This is a genomic window from Pseudomonas sp. BRG-100 (assembly GCF_000737955.1).
In the GTDB taxonomy this organism is placed as follows: Bacteria; Pseudomonadota; Gammaproteobacteria; order Pseudomonadales; family Pseudomonadaceae; genus Aquipseudomonas; species Aquipseudomonas synxantha_A.
In genome coordinates this window covers 3,787,440-3,808,352 of record NZ_JPRX01000001.1, presented here as the reverse complement: position 1 = coordinate 3,808,352, position 20,913 = coordinate 3,787,440, and the positions used below count along the sequence as shown (strand labels likewise).

The 20,913-nt window shown below is 60.6% G+C and carries 18 protein-coding genes; 4 read left to right on the top strand and 14 right to left on the bottom strand.

Annotated elements, in window-relative coordinates; genetic code table 11:
* Window positions 1-468: hypothetical protein (locus JH25_RS10550; protein WP_032879091.1), on the bottom strand; the 468-nt coding region annotated here is incomplete at its 3' end.
* A 194-nt stretch (window positions 469-662) separates the two neighbouring features.
* Entirely contained in the window at window positions 663-1,235 is a 573-nt protein-coding gene (locus tag JH25_RS10555; RefSeq protein ID WP_032879089.1) for a DUF2780 domain-containing protein, read from the bottom strand.
* Between the two features lie 136 nt (window positions 1,236-1,371).
* On the opposite strand from JH25_RS10555, the gene JH25_RS10560 reads away from it, so the two are divergent.
* Complete coding sequence (locus JH25_RS10560; RefSeq protein ID WP_005792120.1) at window positions 1,372-1,830, top strand: anti-sigma factor domain-containing protein; 459 nt, start codon at window positions 1,372-1,374, stop codon at window positions 1,828-1,830.
* 202 nt (window positions 1,831-2,032) lie between these two features.
* Here the strand turns inward: JH25_RS10560 and fdhA are convergent, their stop codons facing one another.
* From fdhA to JH25_RS10600, 8 genes are all read right to left on the bottom strand, one after another.
* On the bottom strand, window positions 2,033-3,232 hold the full coding sequence (gene fdhA, locus JH25_RS10565) for a formaldehyde dehydrogenase, glutathione-independent (protein WP_005792122.1): 1,200 nt from the start codon (window positions 3,230-3,232) through the stop codon (window positions 2,033-2,035).
* 186 nt (window positions 3,233-3,418) lie between these two features.
* Window positions 3,419-4,276 carry a formyltetrahydrofolate deformylase gene (purU, locus tag JH25_RS10570; RefSeq protein WP_005792124.1) on the bottom strand — a complete coding sequence of 286 codons (858 nt, stop codon included), beginning with the start codon at window positions 4,274-4,276 and terminating at the stop codon, window positions 3,419-3,421.
* A 10-nt stretch (window positions 4,277-4,286) separates the two neighbouring features.
* The gene (locus JH25_RS10575) at window positions 4,287-4,919 is read right to left on the bottom strand and encodes a sarcosine oxidase subunit gamma (RefSeq protein WP_032879088.1); all 633 of its coding nucleotides are present in this window, start codon (window positions 4,917-4,919) and stop codon (window positions 4,287-4,289) included.
* A 123-nt stretch (window positions 4,920-5,042) separates the two neighbouring features.
* Entirely contained in the window at window positions 5,043-8,060 is a 3,018-nt protein-coding gene (locus tag JH25_RS10580; protein WP_032879087.1) for a sarcosine oxidase subunit alpha, read from the bottom strand.
* Window positions 8,057-8,359, bottom strand: coding sequence for a sarcosine oxidase subunit delta (locus JH25_RS10585; RefSeq protein ID WP_003194855.1), 303 nt, complete (start codon window positions 8,357-8,359; stop codon window positions 8,057-8,059). The genes JH25_RS10580 and JH25_RS10585 overlap by 4 nt, the downstream gene beginning before the upstream one ends.
* A 15-nt stretch (window positions 8,360-8,374) precedes the next feature.
* Window positions 8,375-9,625: a sarcosine oxidase subunit beta gene (locus tag JH25_RS10590; protein WP_003176546.1), complete on the bottom strand. Its 1,251-nt coding sequence runs from the start codon at window positions 9,623-9,625 to the stop codon at window positions 8,375-8,377.
* A gap of 22 nt (window positions 9,626-9,647) precedes the next feature.
* The gene (gene glyA / locus JH25_RS10595; RefSeq protein WP_032879086.1) at window positions 9,648-10,901 is read right to left on the bottom strand and encodes a serine hydroxymethyltransferase; all 1,254 of its coding nucleotides are present in this window, start codon (window positions 10,899-10,901) and stop codon (window positions 9,648-9,650) included.
* A 156-nt stretch (window positions 10,902-11,057) separates the two neighbouring features.
* Window positions 11,058-11,786 (bottom strand): TraX family protein, encoded by a 729-nt coding sequence (locus JH25_RS10600; RefSeq protein WP_032879083.1) that lies wholly within the window; start codon window positions 11,784-11,786, stop codon window positions 11,058-11,060.
* A 90-nt stretch (window positions 11,787-11,876) separates the two neighbouring features.
* On the opposite strand from JH25_RS10600, the gene JH25_RS10605 reads away from it, so the two are divergent.
* Together JH25_RS10605 and JH25_RS10610 are read left to right on the top strand one after the other, a co-directional pair.
* Entirely contained in the window at window positions 11,877-12,917 is a 1,041-nt protein-coding gene (locus tag JH25_RS10605) for a threonine aldolase family protein (protein WP_032879081.1), read from the top strand.
* A 193-nt stretch (window positions 12,918-13,110) separates the two neighbouring features.
* Entirely contained in the window at window positions 13,111-13,311 is a 201-nt protein-coding gene (locus tag JH25_RS10610; protein ID WP_032879079.1) for a hypothetical protein, read from the top strand.
* A gap of 94 nt (window positions 13,312-13,405) precedes the next feature.
* Here the strand turns inward: JH25_RS10610 and gbcB are convergent, their stop codons facing one another.
* Window positions 13,406-14,506: a glycine-betaine demethylase subunit GbcB gene (gene gbcB / locus JH25_RS10615; protein WP_032879077.1), complete on the bottom strand. Its 1,101-nt coding sequence runs from the start codon at window positions 14,504-14,506 to the stop codon at window positions 13,406-13,408.
* 281 nt (window positions 14,507-14,787) lie between these two features.
* Here gbcB and gbcA point away from each other — a divergent pair, with 281 nt between their 5' ends.
* Entirely contained in the window at window positions 14,788-16,083 is a 1,296-nt protein-coding gene (gene gbcA, locus JH25_RS10620) for a glycine-betaine demethylase subunit GbcA (RefSeq protein ID WP_032879076.1), read from the top strand.
* A gap of 778 nt (window positions 16,084-16,861) precedes the next feature.
* On the opposite strand, the gene etfB is transcribed toward gbcA, so the two are convergent.
* The 3 genes from etfB to dgcB are packed head-to-tail and all read right to left on the bottom strand — an operon-like array spanning window position 16,862 to window position 20,803.
* Window positions 16,862-17,632 (bottom strand): electron transfer flavoprotein subunit beta, encoded by a 771-nt coding sequence (gene etfB / locus JH25_RS10625; protein WP_005792147.1) that lies wholly within the window; start codon window positions 17,630-17,632, stop codon window positions 16,862-16,864.
* Between the two features lie 10 nt (window positions 17,633-17,642).
* Entirely contained in the window at window positions 17,643-18,863 is a 1,221-nt protein-coding gene (gene etfA, locus JH25_RS10630; protein ID WP_032879074.1) for an electron transfer flavoprotein subunit alpha, read from the bottom strand.
* Window positions 18,863-20,803 carry a dimethylglycine demethylation protein DgcB gene (dgcB, locus tag JH25_RS10635; RefSeq protein WP_032879071.1) on the bottom strand — a complete coding sequence of 647 codons (1,941 nt, stop codon included), beginning with the start codon at window positions 20,801-20,803 and terminating at the stop codon, window positions 18,863-18,865. Before dgcB ends, etfA begins: the two co-directional genes overlap by 1 nt.
* Window positions 20,804-20,913 lie beyond the last annotated feature (110 nt).

Below are 20,913 nucleotides of genomic sequence, written 5' to 3'. Positions count from 1 at the left end.
ACCGCCTTCAGGCAACGGTTTGTCTACCGGCCACTCTTTAGCAGCAGTGACTGCTTCTGGTTGACCGTCCGTACCCTTTACAAGGTGCACGCCGCCTTCAGGCTGCGGTTTGCCTGCCGGCCACTCTTTAGCAGCAGTGACTGCTTCTGGTTGACCGTCCGCACCCTTCACAAGGTGCACGCCGCCTTCAGGCAACAGTTTGTCTGCCGGCCACTCTTTGGCCCGAGCATTGGTAGAACCCGAGATTTGTTGCAGCCCAGACATCAAGTTATTGAGTGCCCGCTCAGGATTCGATCCGTTAGCGACGGCACTCAGATCGTTGCGCAAGTTCTGCAGCAAATTCGCGCTCAACCCCAGGTTATGCAACACATTGTGGTCGATCAGCCCAGCCTTGCTGGCCGGCACATTGGCGCCAACCTGGTTGTATATATTCTGGAGTGTGGTTTGCAGCTGGTTAATAGAACTCATCAGGCACCATGTAGTTAGTTCGTCGATTGACCTTCGAACAGCACCACGTGATGCTGCGAAAGTTACTACTACGTGGCACCCAACTTTCCTGCCGTTCCTACTGGTTCACTACAATTTATTTCGTCCACATCCAACGCATCATGAAAGATGATTCAGAAATAACTATAGGAAACGCGATTCTCGGAGAAGGCCGCTTAACTGCTGGCCCCCCAAGCCTGGGCAAGCTTGCCCAGCACCGAGTCGCTGGCGCCTTGCCCGCCCAGGTATTTGAGGATCACCGGGGCAAACTGGCTTACCATGCCACTGTCCATGCCCAAGGCACTGAACGCGGTATTCAGGTCGTTGGTGTTCTTCACGTTACCCAGCAAACCATCAAGGCCGCTGGTCTTGCTGCCGCCGCTCTGGCCGAGCATCCCGCTTAAAGCGCCGAGGCTGCCCAATGCGTTGTTACCCGACAATTGATCGAGGCCCGGCACGCTGTTGCCCAGTTGCGAATAGTCGTTGCCGCTCAGTTTGTTCTTGGCCAGGCCCAGCATGGCGCCCGTGCCGCCCACCGCTTGCTCGGGGGTGATGTTCAGTTGCGAGGTCAGGGCGCTCAGCAGGCCGGCCGTCTCGGACGAGGGTGCGGCGGCAGCGGCTTTGTTGTTGCCACCCTGCATACCGGAAATCGCGTTGGCTGCATCGCCAAGGCTGAAACCTGCGGCGAACACCGGGCCGGCGGCCATGGACAGCAGGCAGGAAAGGGCAAAACCGCGTGAAATCTTCATCAATACAACCTCAGGAGATGGATGCAAAAGCAAGCGTTGGACTAGGTATCCCGTCGGTTGTTCCAAGCCCTGCCCGGAACCCAATCGGGATAATCGGGTCCATGGACAGACTACAAAATTTGTCGAGAAGAGACTTATGACTGCGATCCAACCCCAAGTGATTGAGCAAAAGCCTCCATTCTGGAGCCGCCCACGCCTGTTCATCGGCGCCTGTGTGGTGGTGGTTGCCGGTATCGGCGGCGCCCTCTACACCCAGGACAGCGTCAAATCCGCGGCAACGCTGGTGAACACTACCCAGCAGCCGGCCGCGCAAATCATGGCCCACAAGGATTATCTTGAAGTGCAGCCGATTGCCTCCACGGCGCCGGCGCCAGACCAAAGCCTGGAGCTGTGGGCAATCCCTAAAGATGGCACACCGGTGTCGCTGGGCCTGTTGCCGGAAGACGGCGAGGGCATCATCGGCCTGAACCCGCGCCAGCAGGAAACCATCAGCAAGCCGGTGGAGTTGATGGTGAGTTCGGAGACCAAGGGTGGCTCCATCAGCAAACAACCGACAGGCCCGACTGTATACCAGGGCGCACTGGCCACTCGCTGATTCCTAAACACCATAAAACCCTTGTCGGAGGGGGCTTGCTCCCGATAGCGGCAGGCCAGTTACAGCAGTACCGACTGACCCACCGCTATCGAGAGCAAGCCCCCTCCCACATTTGATCTTCATCAGCCGGCGTTTGCAGGCTTAAGCGCAGACGCAAAAAAGGGCGACCCAAGGGTCGCCCTTTGTCATTTGCCCAACGCTTTTACGCCGCACTGAACAACTTATGCGGATCAATCACAAACTTCTTCGGTACACCCGCGTCGAACTCGCCATACCCGCGTGGCGCATCGTCCAGGCTGATCACCTGCACACCGACGATTTCGGCGATATTGATCCGATCCCACATGATCGCCTGCATCAGTTGGCGGTTGTACTTCATCACCGGCGTCTGCCCGGTGTGGAAGCTGTGGGATTTGGCCCAACCCAGACCGAAGCGAATGCTCAGGCTGCCCATTTTCGCGGCGGCATCGACAGCACCCGGATCTTCGGTGACGTAAAGGCCAGGGATACCGATCTTGCCTGCCACACGCACCACGCCCATCAGTGAGTTGAGCACGGTGGCCGGGGCTTCGGCCTTGACACCGTCGTGGCCATGGCCGCGTGCTTCAAAGCCTACGCAGTCGACGGCGCAATCCACTTCCGGTTCGCCCAGCAACGCAGCAATCTGTTCGTGCAGCGGCGTATCGGTGGACAGGTCGACGATTTCAAAACCCTGGGCCTTGGCGTGGGCCAGGCGGATGGAATTGACGTCGCCAATGATTACAACGGCTGCACCCAACAGCCGTGCCGAGGCAGCAGCGGCCAGACCGACCGGGCCGGCACCAGCAATGTAAACGGTGCTGCCCGGGCCAACGCCGGCAGTGACGGCGCCGTGGTAGCCGGTGGGCAAGATGTCGGAGAGGCAGGTCAGGTCACGGATTTTCTCCATGGCCTTGTCGCGGTCCGGCAGTTTGAGCAGGTTGAAGTCGGCGTACGGCACCAGCACGTACTCGGCCTGGCCGCCGGTCCAGTCGCCCATGTCGACGTAGCCGTAGGCACCACCGGCACGCGCCGGGTTGACGGTCAGGCATACGCCGGTGTGTTGCTCCTTGCACGAGCGGCAGCGGCCGCACGCGACGTTGAACGGCACGGAAACCAGGTCGCCGATTTTCAGGTTCTCGACGTCGCTGCCCTTCTCGATCACTTCGCCGGTGATTTCATGCCCCAGCACCAGGCCGGTCTGGGCAGTAGTGCGGCCACGCACCATGTGTTGGTCGGAGCCGCAGATGTTGGTGGAGACCACGCGCAGGATGACGCCGTGCTCAATCTTCCTGCCGCGCGGGTCCTGCATTTTGGGATAGTCGATTTTCTGTACTTCGACCTTGCCGTTGCCGAGATACACGACACCACGATTACCAGACATGCTTTCACCTCGCTGTTGTTTTTATGGAACTGCGTTGCCGCTTGGGTGGGCAGCGCGTTAGTGCTCGGGTACAGATGCTGTTTCTTGTGTTGCTTGTAAGGGCCTCATCGCAGGCAAGCCAGCTCCCACAGTGGATCGGGTTCACACATCCTGGAATGTGGGAGCTGGCTTGCCTGCGATAGCGATCTAAAGAACGACGGTGCGATTGGCATTCAAGAACACCCGCCGCTCAATGTGATACCCCACCGCACGCGCCAATGTGAGCCCTTCGATATCGCGCCCCTTGGCGATCAAATCCTCGGGATAGTGGCTGTGATCAACCACCTCCACACCCTGGGCGATGATCGGCCCCTCATCCAGATCATTGTTGATGTAATGCGCCGTGGCCCCCACCAGTTTCACGCCCTTGTTGTACGCCTGGTGATACGGCTTGGCGCCCTTGAACCCCGGCAGCAACGAGTGATGAATGTTGATGGCCTTGCCATCCAGCTTGCGGCACAGCTCCGGCGACAGCACCTGCATGTAGCGCGCAAGGATCACCAGTTCGGCGCCGGTGTCTTCCACCACTTGCCACACCTGCCGCTCCTGGGATGGTTTGTCGTTGGGGTCGAGCGGGAAATGGTAGTAGGGAATCTGGTGCCAGTCGGCCAACGGCTTGAGATCGGGGTGGTTGGACACCACCGCGACCACGTCCATCGACAGTTGGCCGATGCGCTGGCGGTACAGCAGGTCGTTGAGGCAGTGATCGGCCTTGGAGACCATGATCACCACTTTCGGCCGATAGTTCGGCGCCGTCAGCTCGAAGATCATGCCGAAGGCTTCACCACGGGTCGCCAGGCCATCGCGGAACGCCTGCTCGTCAAAACCGTCAGGCTGACGAAACTCCACACGAATGAAAAACCGGCCCGAGAGACGATCATCAAACGAGTGGTGCTCAGTGACATAGCAGCCCTGCTCGAACAGGTAGCGGGTGACCGCGTCCACCGTGCCGAGCACGCTGGGGCAGTCGGCAGTCAAAATCCATGTATCGGGTGCGCGGCTCATGGGCGATTCCTCAGGCTTGAACGCTCAGACCGAATTCGGCCGAGGCATCCTGCAGCCACAACCACCAGTAATCCGAGAAGCTGCGACGGATCAGCAGTTCCCAGGTGTCTTCAGCGGTATGGCGGATCACCAATTGCGACTTGGCGAACACCGTGCCCACCGCCTTGCCCACCGGGAAATTATTGGGGTGTACGTCGTAGCTGGTGGACTTCATCAGCACATCGCGCACGTTAGGGCCGCTGAGTTCGAGAATCTGCTGGCCGCCGCTGACGTTGACGATCTGGATGTGCAAATCCCCCAAGGCGGCACGCAGGTTTTGTTCAGCGGCAAATTCATCGCCGCTCGGCACGATCAGCAGCCACTCGTCCGGGCCGAGCCATTGCAGGCTGGTCTCGCCGTTGACGGTCACGCTTAGCGGGCCGGGCAGTTCAATGCCGACGGCCTGGAGTACGCCAGCGGCGAAGGCGGCATCATGGCCATCGCCACGGATAGTCAGGTGGCCGAGGAGTTTCTTTTCACGCACGGTCACGCCGGCGTTCTTGCGGCCCTTGCCGACCAGGCTGGCGAGGTCGGCATGGTGCAGCGACGATTCGGCCTTGGCGCTGGTGGTGGGGCGTTGTTGGTAAACATTGGCTGCTGTCATAAAGCACCTTTCCTGAATTCTGTGGTGACTGTTCTGGCCTCATCGGGAGCAAGCCCCCTCCCACACTTGGAATGCATTCCCCTGTGGGAGCTGGCTTGCCTGCGATGGCCGCGACGCGGTCTATCAAATGTTCTGGCGATCACCTTTCGGGTCAAAGAACACCGAAGATACAATCTCCGCCTCGATCACGCTGCCATCGGCCTGCGGTGAGAACACCCGCTCGCCGATGCGCTTCAAGCCACCCTTGACCACACCCATGGCAAACGAATAACCCAGGGAGTTGTGCGCATAGCTTGAAGTGACGTGACCGACCATCTTCATCGGAATCGTCTGCTTTGGATCGAACACCAACTGCGCGCCTTCCGGCAGCCATACGTTTGGATCAATCGGCTTCAAGCCCACCAGTTGCTTACGCTCTTCACGCACACAGTCTTCGCGATTCATGCCGCGCCAGCCGATCCACGAGAACGGTTTGGTACGGCCTACACACCAGCCCATGTTCAGGTCGTCCGGGGTCATCGAGCCGTCGGTGTCTTGCCCGACGATGATGAAGCCCTTCTCGGCGCGCAGGACGTGCATGGTCTCGGTGCCGTACGGGGTCAGGTTGTACTTTTTGCCGGCCTCGACGATCTTCTCCAGCACGCCCATGGCGTAGTCGGCCTGCACGTTGACTTCGTACGACAGCTCACCGGTAAACGAGATACGGAACACCCGCGCCGGTACACCGCCGACCAAACCTTCCTTCCAGGTCATGAACGGGAAGCCATCCTTGTCCAGGTCGATGTCGGTGACTTCCGCCAGCAGCTTGCGGCTGTTGGGGCCGGACAGGGTCATGGTCGCCCAATGGTCCGTGACCGAGGTGAAGTACACCTTGAGGTCAGGCCATTCGGTCTGTTGGTAGATTTCCAGCCACTGGAGAACGCGGGCGGCGCCGCCCGTGGTGGTGGTCATCAGGAAGTGGTTGTCGGCCAGACAGGCAGTGACGCCGTCGTCGAAGACCATGCCGTCTTCCTTGCACATCAGACCGTAGCGCGCCTTGCCCACATCGAGCTTGGTCCAGGCGTTGCTGTAGATGCGGTTGAGGAACTCACGCGCATCCGGGCCCTGGATATCGATCTTGCCGAGGGTGGAGGCATCCAGCAGGCCGACGCTGTCACGCACCGCCAGGCATTCGCGCTTCACCGCGGCGTGCAGATCTTCACCGTTACGCGGGAAATACCATGGGCGTTTCCACTGGCCGACATCCTCAAACTCGGCGCCGTTCTTCACGTGCCAGGCTTGCAGCGCGGTGTAGCGCACCGGTTCGAAAATGTGCCCACAGTGACGGCCCGCCACCGCGCCGAACGTCACTGGCGTGTAGTTGGGACGGAACATGGTGGTGCCCATCTGCGGGATGGTCACGTTCAGCGAACGGGCGGCGATGGCCAGGCCGTTGACGTTACCCAGCTTGCCCTGGTCAGTACCGAAGCCCAGCGCGGTGTAGCGTTTGACGTGCTCGACCGATTCGAAACCTTCGCGGGTGGCCAGTTCGATGGCGGCTGCGGTGACGTCATTTTGCAGGTCGACAAATTGCTTCGGCGCCCGTGCAGTGGCTTTTTCGTGGGGCACCTGGAACAGCGCCAGCGTCGGCTCTTCCAGACGGCTCAAGGCTTTAGGCAGCACACCTTCCACCGGCGCAAAACCGGCTTCACTGGCCGCACGCACGCCACCTTCAAAACCATCGGCGAGGGAATCGCCAAGGCCGTAGACACCGTTGATACCGCCCACGCACACGCGTTTCTGCGGTGCTTCGCCCGGTACAAACCCGAGGATATCTTCACGCCAGGTCGGCTTGCCGCCCAGGTGCGAGGCCAAGTGGACCACCGGGCTGTAACCGCCTGAACTGGCGACCAGGTCGCAGTCCAGCCACTCGCCGGGGCTGGTGACTTTGTGCGCTTTCACATCGATCGCGGCCACGCGGGCAGCGGTCACATGCTTGCTGCCACGCGCTTCGATCACGGCGCTGCCGGTGAGGATGCGAATGCCTTTGGCGCGGGCTTCTTCCACCAGCGCGCCACGTGGGTTGTGACGGGCATCAGCCACCGCCACCACCGAAAGGCCCGCATCAAACCAGTCCAGTGCGACGCGATAGGCATGGTCGTTGTTGGTCGACAGCAGCAGTTTTTTGCCCGGCGCCACACCGTAGCGGCGCACATAGGTAGAGACCGCTCCGGCCAGCATATTGCCCGGCACATCGTTGTTGCCGTACACCAGCGGACGCTCGCACGCACCGGTGGCCAGCACCACGCGCTTGGCACGCACACGGTGGATACGCTGACGCACCACGCCAATCGGCGCACGGTCACCGAGGTGATCGGTGAGGCGCTCGTGAATGGTCAGGAAGTTATGGTCGTGGTAGCCGTTGACGGTGGCGCGGGGCAGCAGTACCACGTCCGGCAGGGCTTTCAATTCGGCAATGACGCTGGCAACCCACTCAGTGGCCGGCTTGCCGTCGAGGCTTTCACGGGAATCGAGCAGCGAGCCACCGAACTCTTCCTGCTCGTCGGCGATGATCACCCGCGCACCGCTGCGCGCAGCGGCCAATGCAGCCGCGAGGCCGGCAGGGCCTGCGCCCACGACCAGCACGTCGCAATGACGGTTGAAGTTGTCGTAGGTGTCCGGGTCGTTCTCGGTCGGCGAGCGGCCTAAGCCTGCGGCCTTGCGGATGTACTTCTCGTAGGTCATCCAGAACGACTGCGGGTACATGAACGTTTTGTAGTAGAAGCCCGGCGGCATCAGCTTGCCGCCGACCTTGCCGAGAATGCCCATCACGTCGTTGTTAACGTTCGGCCAGCCGTTGGTGCTGGTGGCAACCAGGCCCTGGTACAGCGCCTGTTGAGTGGCGCGCACGTTAGGAATTTGCGTGGCTTCGGTAGCACCGATCTGCAGCACTGCGTTCGGCTCTTCGGCGCCGGCGGCAAAGATGCCGCGAGGGCGCGAGTACTTGAAACTGCGGCCAATGATGTCGACGCCATTGGCCAGCAACGCGGCGGCCAGGGTATCGCCTTCAAAGCCTTTGTAAGTCTGGCCGTTGAAACTGAAAGTCAGGACTTTATTGCGGTCGATGCGGCCACCGTTGGACAGGCGATTGATCTGGCTCATACCTTCTCTCCAGAAGCCTTGGCGGTGAACTGGGGTTTTTCGCCAATCTTGTAGGTTTCAAGAATTTCGTAGGTGACGGTGTCGCGGGTGGCATTGAAGTACTGGCGGCAACCGGCGGCATGGATCCACAGTTCGTGGTGCAGGCCGCGAGGGTTGTCGCGGAAGAACATGTAATCGCCCCACTGCTCGTCGGTGCAGGCATTCGGGTCCAGCGGGCGCGGGATGTGCGCTTGGCCGGACGCGTGGAATTCCTCTTCGGAGCGCAGTTCGCCGCAGTGAGGACAGAAGATATGCAACATAGGGAATTTCTCCTGTTAGTGGGCGACGGCCGCAGCGCCATGTTCATCGATCAACGCACCGTTGTGGAAACGGTCGATGGAGAAAGGTGCGGCCAGCGGGTGCATTTCACCCTTGGCCAGGCTCGCAGCAAACACGTTGCCTGAGCCCGGCGTGGCCTTGAAGCCACCGGTGCCCCAACCGCAGTTGAAGAACATGTTCGGTACCGGGGTCTTGGAGATGATCGGGCAGGCATCCGGCGTGGTGTCGACGATGCCGCCCCACTGGCGGTTCATGCGCACCCGCGACAGCACCGGGAACATCTCGACGATGGCCTGAATGGTGTGCTCAATGACCGGGTACGAACCACGCTGGCCGTAGCCGTTGTAGCCGTCGATACCGGCACCGATCACCAGGTCGCCCTTGTCGGACTGGCTGATGTAGCCGTGCACGGCGTTAGACATGATCACGCTGTCGATAATCGGCTTGATCGGCTCCGACACCAGGGCTTGCAACGGGTGGGATTCGATCGGCAGGCGGAACCCGGCCAGCGAGGCCATGTGCCCGGAGTTACCGGCAGTGACGACGCCGACGCGCTTGGCGCCGATAAAGCCCTTGTTGGTTTCCACACCGATGCACACGCCGTTTTCCTTGCGGAACCCGATCACTTCGGTTTGCTGAATCAAGTCCACGCCCAAGGCATCGGCAGCACGGGCAAAGCCCCAGGCTACGGCATCGTGACGGGCCACGCCGCCGCGACGTTGCACGGTGGCGCCCAGCACGGGGTAGCGGGTGTTTTTCGAGCAGTCCAGGTATGGAATCTCGTCAGCTACTTGCTGGGCATTGAGCAGTTCGCCGTCCACGCCGTTGAGGCGGTTGGCGCTCACACGGCGTTCGGAGTCGCGGATGTCTTGCAGGGTGTGGCACAGGTTGTACACGCCGCGCTGGGAGAACATCACGTTGTAGTTGAGGTCCTGAGACAAACCTTCCCAGAGTTTCATCGCATGTTCGTACAAATGCGCGGACTCGTCCCACAGGTAGTTGGAACGCACGATGGTGGTATTGCGCGCAGTGTTACCGCCGCCCAGCCAGCCTTTCTCGACCACAGCCACGTTGGTGATGCCGTGCTCCTTGGCCAAGTAGTAGGCGGTCGCCAGACCATGCCCGCCGCCACCGACGATGACCACGTCGTAGACTTTTTTCGGCGTGGGCGTGCGCCACATTTTCTGCCAGTTTTCGTGATGGCTGAGGGAGTGCTTGAAGAGGCCGAAGCCTGAGTAGCGTTGCATAGTCATTACTCCAAAACCGCGCTCAGCGATAAACCGGAAAATCAGCGCACAGGGCAGACACGTGTTTGGCCACGTTGGCCTCGACATCGGCGTCGCCGAGGTTGTCGAGGATGTCGCAGATCCAGCCAGCCAACTCGATGCACTGCGGCACCTTGAAACCACGGGTGGTCACCGCCGGAGTGCCGATGCGCAGGCCCGAGGTCACGAACGGCGACTGCGGGTCATTCGGCACGGCGTTCTTGTTGACGGTGATGTGGGCACGACCGAGGGCGGCGTCCGCGTCTTTGCCGGTGAGGCCCTGACGGATCAGGCTGACCAGGAACAAGTGGTTATCGGTGCCGCCGGAGACCACATCGTAGCCACGCTTGATGAACACCTCGGCCATCGCCTGGGCGTTGTCGATCACTTGTTGCTGGTACGCTTTGAAGCCAGGCTCCAGCGCTTCCTTGAAGCACACCGCCTTGCCGGCGATCACATGCATCAGCGGGCCGCCCTGGGCACCGGGGAACACCGCAGCATTGAGTTTCTTTTCAATCGCTTCGTTGGCCTTGGCCAGAATCAGGCCGCCCCGAGGACCGCGCAGGGTCTTGTGGGTAGTGGTAGTGACCACGTCGGCGTAGGGCAGCGGGTTGGGGTACAGGCCGGCGGCCACCAGGCCGGCGACGTGGGCCATGTCGACGAACAGCAGCGCGCCCACTTTGTCGGCAATCTGACGGAAGCGTGGGAAATCCAGGGTTTTGGAGTAGGCAGAGAAACCGGCCACCACCATCTTCGGCTGGTGCTCGACCGCCAGGCGCTCGACTTCGTCGTAGTCGATCAGGCCGGTGTCGGTGTTGATGCCGTATTGCACTGCGTTGTACAGCTTGCCCGAGGACGACACTTTGGCACCGTGAGTCAGGTGACCGCCGTGGGCCAGGCTCATGCCCAGAATGGTGTCGCCGGCATTGATCAGCGCCAGGTACACCGCGCTGTTGGCGGACGAACCGGAGTGCGGCTGCACGTTGGCGTAATCGGCGCCGAACAGCTGCTTGGCGCGCTCGATGGCCAGGGCCTCGACCTTGTCCACATGCTCGCAGCCACCGTAGTAGCGCTTGCCCGGGTAGCCTTCGGCGTACTTGTTGGTCAGGCCGCTGCCTTGGGCTTGCATCACGCGTTTGCTGGTGTAGTTCTCCGACGCGATCAGCTCGATATGATCTTCCTGACGCTGCTCCTCGGCATTCATGGCTGCCAGCAGTGCGTCGTCATATCCCTGGATCTGGTCTTGTTTGCTGAACATCGCGTCTCTCCCAGCCTTTCGTATTGTTGAAGCCCTCGCAGGGCCCTTTGATGCGATGGTAGGGCTGGCGCGTACAGGTCAAATGCCTGCGCACGCCACGCAAAGGTGCGTTTACGACATGGACTGAAGAATGTGCAAAGCCAGCTCCCACAGGGGTCAGGCGATGAGCTTGCGAACGAGTAGCAACAGAAGAAAATGCATGGGATACAGGGCATAGGCCCAGCGCCGCATGGCGGGTGGCTTGGCGTTTTTGCCATGTCGCAATAAGACCAATCCTGCCAGCGGCGCAATCAGACATGCAGCCAACCCCAACTGCGCCACAGGCGTGCCGCTATTCAGCAGAATCTGCCATTGATTCGCGGCGACGCAGACCAAACCCGGCAGCACGCTGAAATACCAGGGCCGGCGAAACACCAACAGAATCGCCAGTGGCAGCAATACACCAAAGAAACCGAACATCAACTGGGTTGAAAACACAGCTGCTATTGTGACGGCGATCAGCGCCAATCCTCGATCAACCAACGCCTTCTGCTGCCAACCTCGGGCAACCAGCAGGCCCAGCGCCAGAGTCGGCAACACGTTCAAGGTATCGGCATTTTCGATGAACATCCGATAAGGCACTTCGCTGATCACGCTGAACAGCAGCAACCACCCCAGGTAGCGCCGATGGCCGGTCACCGGAGCGTTCCGGGCCCTGTGCAAATTGGCCGCAATCGCCAGGCAAAACCACGGGAACGCCAGACGCCCAGGCACATACAGCCCATCCAGGCTCAACCCCACATAGCGCAGGTGATCGAGCACCATGCTCAGCAGCGCCAGCCACTTGAGTAAGTCCAAAGCGCCATCTCGGACACGTCCGACAGGCAAGGTGTGAGTACCGTGCATAATTCCCCAACGACTTTGCATTTACAGAGCGTGCGCGCCCCTGACAATCTTGGTTAAAGTGCGCACCAACATCGACCACAGGAATGGGCCATGACCGACAAGAGCCAACAATTCGCCAGCGACAACTATTCCGGCATCTGCCCGGAAGCCTGGGCCGCCATGGAACAAGCCAACCACGGCCATCAACGCGCCTACGGTGATGACGAGTGGACCCATCGCGCCGCCGACGGTTTCCGCAATTTGTTCGAAACCGACTGCGAAGTGTTCTTCGCCTTCAACGGCACCGCCGCCAACTCCCTGGCACTGTCCTCGCTGTGCCAGAGCTACCATAGCGTGATTTGCTCGGAAACCGCCCACGTTGAAACCGACGAATGCGGCGCACCGGAGTTTTTCTCCAATGGCTCCAAGCTGCTCACTGCACGCACCGAGAACGGCAAGCTGACCCCGGAATCGATCCGCGAGATCGCCCTCAAGCGCCAGGACATCCACTACCCCAAACCGCGGGTGGTCACCCTGACCCAGGCCACCGAAGTCGGCAGCGTGTACACCCCGGAAGAAATCCGCGCCATCAGCGCCACCTGCAAAGAGCTGGGCCTGAACCTGCACATGGACGGTGCCCGCTTCTCCAACGCCTGTGCGTTCCTGGGTTGCTCACCGGCCGACCTGACCTGGAAAGCCGGGGTGGACGTGCTGTGCTTTGGCGGCACCAAGAACGGCATGGCGGTGGGTGAAGCCATCCTGTTCTTCAATCACAAGCTGGCCGAAGACTTCGACTACCGCTGCAAACAGGCTGGCCAGTTGGCATCAAAGATGCGCTTCCTGTCCGCCCCGTGGGTAGGCTTGCTGGAAAACGATGCCTGGCTCAAGCACGCACGCCACGCCAACCACTGCGCGCAATTGCTCAGCAGCCTGGTTGCGGACATCCCCGGCGTGGAATTGATGTTCCCTGTGCAAGCCAACGGCGTATTCCTGCAACTCTCGGAGCCAGCCATTGCGGGGCTTACAGCCAAGGGTTGGCGCTTCTACACCTTTATCGGTAAAGGTGGGGCGCGATTCATGTGTGCGTGGGACACAGAAGAAGAGCGTGTACGAGAATTAGCCGCCGATATCAGGGAAGTCATGAGGGCTTAACGTGGGAATTCGGCCAGCGAATACTGGCCGATTGCCAAGTCTGTTTTTTGATATTTCTGACAGCTACGCGCTGGATATTCGTTGACTAGCCTCTTGGTACCCGGAAGGAAAACGCAGTCATAACCGCCACTTTCCGGGTTCGCTACCCGCCGAATAATCGGCTGGAAACGTAAATCCAATGGAGAGCTTAATCATGGAATATCAAAGCAACGGCAACACCCTGCAAAGCGATGGCACTATCAGCACCACGGTGATTGACTGGGATGAGTTCAGGAAGTACGCAAAGATCGGCGATACGATCCGCGAGCCTTCAAGGACGCTGAGGATCTACGACAAGGTCTATGAACTGACAGCATCCGGCCAGCACTTCGTCGTGCATATCTACGCGCAGTAACTGTTAACCCTTGAAGCCCGCGCCGAAGACTCATGCCCCTCGGCGCGCAGCCGACCGGCCATTCCCACGCTCCTGCGTGGGAATGTGCAGGGTATTAGAACTCGATGCGCACATCGCCCTTGGGCACGCTGCAGCACGACAGGATGTAACCTTCGGCTTCGTCTTCCTCGGTGATCCCGCCGTTGTGTTCCATCTCCACCTCCCCGCCCAGCTTCATCACCTTGCACGTGCCGCAGATACCCATGCCGCAGGCTTTGGGGATCAACAGGCCAAGCTTGGCAGCTGCCGCGTGGACAGTCTCGCCGGGGGCCACCCGAATGCTTTTGCCCGATGCGATGAACTCCACCTGGTGCAGATCCGCGAGGTCGATTTCCGGCGCATCCGCCGCTTGCTCGGCCTGCTCCACGGCGTCAGCCCGCGCTTCCGGCGGCGTCGCACCAAAGGATTCTTCGTGATAACGCGCCATATCGAAACCGGCGGTTTCCAGCAGGCGTTTCACTGCGCTCATGTAAGGCGTCGGGCCGCAACAGAATACTTCGCGCTCCAGGAAGTCCGGCACCATCAGTTCCAGCATCTTGTGATTCAGATAACCGCGGTAGCCGGCCCAGGGTTCACCCAGGCCATGCTTTTCGCAAATCAGGTGCAAGCTGAAGTTGTCGATCCGCGACGCCATGTGCTCCAGCTCGCGGTGGTAGATGATGTCCTTGGGTGAACGCGCGCTATGAACAAACGTCATGTCCACATTAGCGTTGGTGTCGTAGAACCAGCGCGCCATGGACATGACTGGGGTGATCCCCACCCCGCCGCTCAGGTACAGTACTTTCGGGCTGGGGAAGTCGATCGCGTTGAACAGCCCGACAGGTCCGTGCACCGCCAGCTCCTGGCCCTCGTGCAGCGTGTCATGCAGCCAGTTGGACACACGCCCGCCCGGTACACGCTTGATGGTTACCGAAAAGCTGTAAGGCACCGACGGTGAACTGGAGATCGTGTAGGAGCGCATGATCGGCTGGCCTTCGATTTCCAGCTCCAGGGTGACGAATTGCCCGGGCTTGAAGAAGAACAGAATCGGCTGGTCAGCCATAAAACAGAAGGTGCGCACGTCCCAGGTTTCCTGGATGACTTTGACGCAACGGACGATGTGCCGACCATTGGCCCAGGTCTGGGTGGTTACCGGATTCAGGAAATTGCTAGACATGTTGTTCTCCACCGCCGACGTCGGCCTTATGGTGGCGATTCTGCGTAACGCCGGGGCCACCCATTTACCTATCTGCGACATTCACATACTTACGGCGACCAGCCCCCAAAGACAGGGCCTTGCGCGTCGGGATCAGATTGGGCCATGTCGCCCATGGATAAGGTTCGACCCAACGCCGGGCCCACACTCGCTCCCAACAAAGACGCGTTCTTTACGCCTTGCTGCAAACCTGATCAGCCACTATTCGCCGGCCACACAGAATGGCCATGAGGACACACACGATGGACGTCACCGCAACCTTAAGCTTGGGCGATCCGCTGGAACCCGCACGCAAGGCCACCGCGCAAATGCTGCACGAGCGCGAGCGCACCTTTTCGCTGCCACAGCCGTTCTACTCTGATGAGCGGCTGTTTGATATCGACATGCAGGAGATCTTCCAGAAAGAGTGGTTGATTGCCGGCATGACCTGCGAAATCCCCACCAAGGGCAACTACCTGACCCTGCAAGTGGGCAAGAACCCGATCATCGTGATCCGTGGCGCCGAAGGCGTGGTGCATGCATTCCACAACGTCTGCCGCCACCGTGGTTCGCGCTTGTGCACCAGCGAAAAGGGCAAGGTCGCCAAGCTGGTTTGCCACTACCACCAATGGACCTACGAACTGGACGGTCGCCTGTTGTTCGCCGGTACCGAGATGGGCGCCGACTTCGACATGAAGCAGTACGGCTTGAAACCGGTAAACGTGAAGACCGCCGGCGGCTACATTTTCATCAGCCTGGCCGAGACCCCGCCGGCCATCGATGACTTCCTGTCGACGCTCAGCCATTACATGGAACCCTACGACATGGAAAACACCAAGGTGGCGATCCAGACCACCTTGTTCGAAAAAGCCAACTGGAAGCTGGTGCTGGAAAACAACCGCGAGTGCTACCACTGCAACGCGTCGCACCCGGAACTGCTCAAAACCCTGCTGGAATGGGACGACGTCACCGACCCGCGCGCCGACCAGGCGTTCAAGGACCACGTAGCCGCCTCCGCCGCCGCCTGGGATGCCGAGAAGATCCCTTACGCCCACGCCAGCTTCGGCCTGCGTAACCGCATCGTGCGTATGCCGCTGCTCAAGGGCACAGTGTCGATGACCCTGGACGGCAAGCAGGGCTGCGCCAAACTGATGGGCCGCATCAAGAACCCGGACCTGGGCTCGATGCGCATCCTGCACCTGCCTCATTCGTGGAACCATTGCATGGGCGACCACATCATCGTGTTCACCGTGTGGCCGATCAGCGCCCAGGAAACCATGGTCACCACCAAGTGGATCGTGCACAAGGACGCCGTGGAAGGCGTGGACTACGATGTGGAGCGCATGCGCCAGGTGTGGGACGCCACCAACGACCAGGACCGTCGCCTGGCCGAGGAGAACCAGCGCGGCATCAACTCCACCGCCTACCAGCCTGGCCCGTACTCCAAGACCTATGAGTTTGGCGTGGTGAACTTTGTGGACTGGTACAGCGAGCGCATGTTGAACAACTTGGGTGCCGCGCCTGCTCCGTACCTCAAAGGTGTGGCTGCACACGAGTAACTGACGCCCTATGGATCAAAAATGTGGGAGGGGGCTTGCTCCCGATAACGGAGTATCAGCCAATGCATGTGCAAGCTGAGCCATCCCTATCGGGAGCAAGCCCCCCCTCCCACACTTCAAGCAGACGCTGCCTACTATTTGATCAACTCTCGCGCAGACCGCTAACACCCTGCCCTCCAGCCTTTGCCCAACAACTTATCCACAAAGCCACCCACAGCAATTGTGGGCAAGTCAGTGTGCGGCTTAAATTAAATCAAGAAAATCCGTGACTTATTTGAAACCAAGGTATCCATCCTTACCTGATCATTTATTGATCATATCTGTGCAGACCTTGATTCATATGGTCTACAGCACTAAGCGAACACCTTATCCACAGATGCACCAACAGACTTTGGGGGCAACTTTATCCAACCTGTGGAAAAGCGCACAAACCCTGCATAAATCGGGCTCCCCAGGGTTTTAATGCAGAAAAAAGCCGAAATTGATCGATTTTTGATCGACCCTCTGAAAGCCTTTGTTTACATGGCTTACAGAAGATAGCGAACATCTTATCCACAGATGCGCCAACAGACTTTGGGGGCAAGTCAGTACTGCCAACCGGGAAAACTCCTGGAAAAACCGCAGTTTAGGCTGGCTATTTTTCGTACAGAGGGCTGCAAGGCTTGATACATAGGGGGTGTGGACAACCGCAAACAGGTTATCCACAAGCGGATCAACAGCGATTGTGGGTAAACCGCAGAACTCATGCGGGAGGGAGCGCGCCCCCTCCCACAGCGGATCAGCGTACGACACCCTCTTCAATCAACAGCTTGAGAATCGCCTGAGCGCCCTCTTCAGCACTCACACCCTTGAGCACCTGCCCACCACCGCCACTGGCCTTGGCCGTGGCAGCCTTCATACGGTCGGCGCCGCTCTTGGCCTTGATCACCTTGAGACGCTTGGGCCTTGGCTTGGCCGGTTGCAGCAGGGCGCCTGTGAATAACTCGTCCTGTTCGATCTCCACCTCATGGGCCGCCAGTTCGCCACGTTGCGCCGGGCCGTATGCACTCTGGCGCGGTTTGGGCGCAGCGTTATCCACGGTGGCCAGAAACGGCAGGCGCACTTTCAGGCGCCGCCGCTGGCCGCGAGGCAAGGCTTGCAGTACATGGGCCACGCCGGCGTCGATGGATTCCACCTGGGCCAACCCTACAACCAGGGGCCAGCCCAATTGTTCTGCCAGCAGAAACGGCAACATGCCCGAGCCTTCACCGGTTTCCGCCTGACTGCCGGTGAGTACCACCTGGGCGCCGGCGTCATGCAGGTATTCACTGAGTACCGGCAAGGCATCGGCGCCGGGCGGTTGTTCCAGTACATGCAGTTGCGCCAGCCCCATCCCAAGGTAGCTGCGCAAGGTCGGCTCGTTGATATCGCCGGCGTGCAGCACCTGCAACTTATCCCCAGCCATTTGCAGGCCCAGCTCGACAGCGCGGGCGTCCTGCTCCGCACGGCGCGGGCGCCCGGAAGTGGGGTGGGCGCCGATGGATACCAAGCTGATTACAGTGGTTGTCATGGTCATGTCCCTAAGCTGCATCGCGCTTGGCGCCGTTGCGGTAGGCCTGCACCGCATCGATCAAGGCTTGCAGAATCGCGGCGCTTTCGCCGATCACCGACAGGTCGGCACGCTTGATCATGTCGCAGGTCGGGTCGAGGTTGATCGCCACCACCTTGTCGCAGGCCCCGATGCCTTGCAGGTGCTGGATCGCCCCGGAAATACCCACGGCCACGTACACCCGCGCCGTGACCCAGGTGCCGCTGGCGCCGACCTGACGATCACGCGCCATGAAGCCATCGTCCACCGCCACCCGCGACGCGCCCTCGGTGGCGCCCAGGGCTGCGGCGGTCTGGTGGAACAGCGCCCAGTCCTTCACGCCATTGCCACCGGAGAAAATGAATTCCGCTTCGGCCATGGGAATCGCCGCCGGATCCACCGCCACCGCCCCCAGGTCCTCGATACGCGACAAACTGCGCGCCAGGCTTGTGGATAACTCTACGGGCAGTACCTCATGCCGGGTCTCGCTGACCGGGTCGGCACACTCAACGGCCGCCAGGATCAGGCGCGGCAGCGGCCGGGCCAAATCTTGCTGGCCCGCCCCCGCACGGCCGATGCACTCATCGCCCTTGATTTGCCAAACGCGTGTCGCCGGGCGTTCCTTGAGGCTGGCGGCAAAGCGCCGACCCAATTCACCGCCGCCGCTGCGGCTGTCCGGCAGTAGCCAGTGGCGCGGATTGAACTGGTTATCCACAGCGCGCAGGCCTTGTACGCGTTGCTCCGGTGAATAACCGTCGAACGCGTGGCCGTCCAGTACCAGCAGGCGATCGACACCGGCAGTGGCGAAGGCGTTTTCCTTATGTTCACCAAACACCACGGCCAGCACCGCGCCGTCGCTGCCAGCCAGTTGCCTGGCCAGGCCAAGCAAGTCACGGTCGTGGCTGCTCAAGCGGCCACCGACCATGTCCGGCACCACACTGATGTAGAACGCGGGCGTTGGCACCTGATGCAGTGGCAACTGTACCTCCACCGCCGCCGTACGCTTGGCCGCACCGCCCTGCTGGGCACCGCTGCGGTCAATACGCTTGATGCCGTTGGGGCCGATAAAACCGACACCGTGCACGTTTTTACGAATGATGCCGTTGGGCCCCATCCAGCTCTGCTGCACGGGCTGCATGGCCGCGTGCAAGGGGTGAAGACGGTTACGGGCGATCCATTCGGCCCGAGGGTCACGGCGAATAATGTCGCTCATCAATGCACCTCCGCGGGTTCACGTTTAGGCGCTTTTGCCGGCACGGGGTCTTCAAGCAAAGCGTCGGCCACAAGCTCGGCAATATCCTTGATCAATGGCCGCGGCTCGACCACACCTTCAAGCATCGCCGTACATTGCGGGCAGCCCACGGCCACCAGTTCGGCACCGGTTTCGCGGATGTCTTCCATGCGCATGTCGGGGATACGTTGCTTGCCGGGAATGTCAGTGATCGGCGCGCCGCCGCCACCGCCACAGCAGCGCGAACGGAAGCCTGAGCGTTGCATTTCCTTGACCTCGATGCCCAACGCCCGCAGCACTTGGCGCGGTGCCTCGTATTCGCCGTTGTAGCGGCCCAGGTAACAAGGGTCGTGGTAGGTCACGCTGCTGCCTTTGTGCTGGCCCAGGTTGAGCGCGCCGTCGCCGATCAACTCGGCCATGAAGGTGCTGTGATGCTGTACGAAGTAATTGCCGTTGAAGGCGCCGTACTCGTTTTTCAGCACATGGAAACTGTGCGGGTCGCAGGTAACAATGCGCTTGAAGCTATATTTGCCCAACGTCTGGATATTGCGCGAGGCCAACAATTGGAAAGTTGCTTCATCGCCCAGACGCCGCGCTACGTCACCGCTGTCGCGTTCTTCCAGGCCAAGTACCGCAAAGTCCACCCCCGCCGCCTTGAGCACTTTGACAAACGCCCGCAGGGTGCGTTGGTTGCGCATGTCGAAGGCACCGTCGCCGACCCAGAACAGCACCTCGCAGCTGCCCTTGTCACTGAGCAACGGCAGGTTCAGGTCCGCCGCCCAGTTGAGGCGACCGCCCGGTGCGAAACCGCCAGGGTTGTCGGTGGCAATCAGGTTTTCCAGGACTTCGGCGCCCTTGTTCGGCGTGGCACCTTTTTCCAGGGTGAGGTGGCGGCGCATGTCGACGATGGCGTCAACGTGCTCGATCATCATCGGGCACTCTTCCACGCAGGCGCGGCATGTGGTGCACGACCACAACGTCTCGGCATCCACCAGGCCATTGACGATCGGCTGATGCGGGTTACCGCCGTGTTCGCCCACCGGTTTGCCTGGGTATGGGCTACCGGCGAACTTGGCATCGGTGCCACCGGCCAGGCCGACGACCATGTCTTGGATAAGCTTTTTCGGGTTCAGGGGCTGGCCGGCAGCGAACGCCGGGCACGCTGCTTCGCACTTGCCGCATTGCACGCAGGCGTCGAAGCCGAGCAACTGGTTCCAGGTGAAATCCTTGGGCTTTTCCACGCCAAGCGGCGCGGTTTTATCACTGAGGTCCAGCGGCTTCAAACCAGTGGAGCGGCCACCGCCGAAGCGCTCGGCGCGGCGGTGCCAGGCCAGGTGCAGGGCACCCGCGAAGGCGTGCTTCATCGGCCCGCCCCAGGTCATGCCGAAGAACATTTCCGATACGCCCCACAGTACGCCCACGCTCAGCAGCGCAGCGAGCAGCCAGCCGCCAAAGTCAGCGGGCAGAATCCCGGCCACCGGCAAGGTCACCAGGAAAAAGCTCACCGAGAACGCCATCAGGCTTTTCGGCAGGCGCATCCATGGGCCCTTGGACAGGCGCGCAGGCGGATTGCGGCGGCGCAGGTACATGAAGATGGCACCGACAAACATCAGCACCGACGTCAGCAGCAACGCATAGCCGAGAATGCGGTTCTGCAGGCCGAAGCCGTGCACCGCAATAGCCAGCAGCGCCGACAGCACAAAGCCCAGCGCCGTGGCGACGTGGGTATTGGCAATGTATTTGTCGCGGGCGACCACGTGGTGCAAGTCGACCATGTAGCGCTTGGGCATAGCCAAAAGACCGCCAAGCAAGTCGACTTTGGATGCACGCCCACGGCGCCACATGCTCATGCGGCGCAAGGCGCCGAGGACGGCGAGCCCCAAAGCGGCAAACAAGAGAATTGGCAACAAGGTGTTCAACATGATGAAGCTCCCACAGACCACACAGGTCTACTGTGAAACTGGCCTTGAATGTGGGAGGGGGCTTGCTCCCGATGGCGGAGTGTCAGTTGATACTGTTGTAGCTGACCCAC

Coding starts and splice junctions, on each gene's coding strand:
- JH25_RS10555 (WP_032879089.1), bottom strand. CDS start 1,235: ATGAAGATTTCACGCGGTTTTGCCCTTTCCTGCCTGCTGTCCATGGCC.
- JH25_RS10560 (WP_005792120.1), top strand. CDS start 1,372: ATGACTGCGATCCAACCCCAAGTGATTGAGCAAAAGCCTCCATTCTGG.
- fdhA (WP_005792122.1), bottom strand. CDS start 3,232: ATGTCTGGTAATCGTGGTGTCGTGTATCTCGGCAACGGCAAGGTCGAA.
- purU (WP_005792124.1), bottom strand. CDS start 4,276: ATGAGCCGCGCACCCGATACATGGATTTTGACTGCCGACTGCCCCAGC.
- JH25_RS10575 (WP_032879088.1), bottom strand. CDS start 4,919: ATGACAGCAGCCAATGTTTACCAACAACGCCCCACCACCAGCGCCAAG.
- JH25_RS10580 (WP_032879087.1), bottom strand. CDS start 8,060: ATGAGCCAGATCAATCGCCTGTCCAACGGTGGCCGCATCGACCGCAAT.
- JH25_RS10585 (WP_003194855.1), bottom strand. CDS start 8,359: ATGTTGCATATCTTCTGTCCTCACTGCGGCGAACTGCGCTCCGAAGAG.
- JH25_RS10590 (WP_003176546.1), bottom strand. CDS start 9,625: ATGCAACGCTACTCAGGCTTCGGCCTCTTCAAGCACTCCCTCAGCCAT.
- glyA (WP_032879086.1), bottom strand. CDS start 10,901: ATGTTCAGCAAACAAGACCAGATCCAGGGATATGACGACGCACTGCTG.
- JH25_RS10600 (WP_032879083.1), bottom strand. CDS start 11,786: ATGCACGGTACTCACACCTTGCCTGTCGGACGTGTCCGAGATGGCGCT.
- JH25_RS10605 (WP_032879081.1), top strand. CDS start 11,877: ATGACCGACAAGAGCCAACAATTCGCCAGCGACAACTATTCCGGCATC.
- JH25_RS10610 (WP_032879079.1), top strand. CDS start 13,111: ATGGAATATCAAAGCAACGGCAACACCCTGCAAAGCGATGGCACTATC.
- gbcB (WP_032879077.1), bottom strand. CDS start 14,506: ATGTCTAGCAATTTCCTGAATCCGGTAACCACCCAGACCTGGGCCAAT.
- gbcA (WP_032879076.1), top strand. CDS start 14,788: ATGGACGTCACCGCAACCTTAAGCTTGGGCGATCCGCTGGAACCCGCA.
- etfB (WP_005792147.1), bottom strand. CDS start 17,632: ATGACAACCACTGTAATCAGCTTGGTATCCATCGGCGCCCACCCCACT.
- etfA (WP_032879074.1), bottom strand. CDS start 18,863: ATGAGCGACATTATTCGCCGTGACCCTCGGGCCGAATGGATCGCCCGT.
- dgcB (WP_032879071.1), bottom strand. CDS start 20,803: ATGTTGAACACCTTGTTGCCAATTCTCTTGTTTGCCGCTTTGGGGCTC.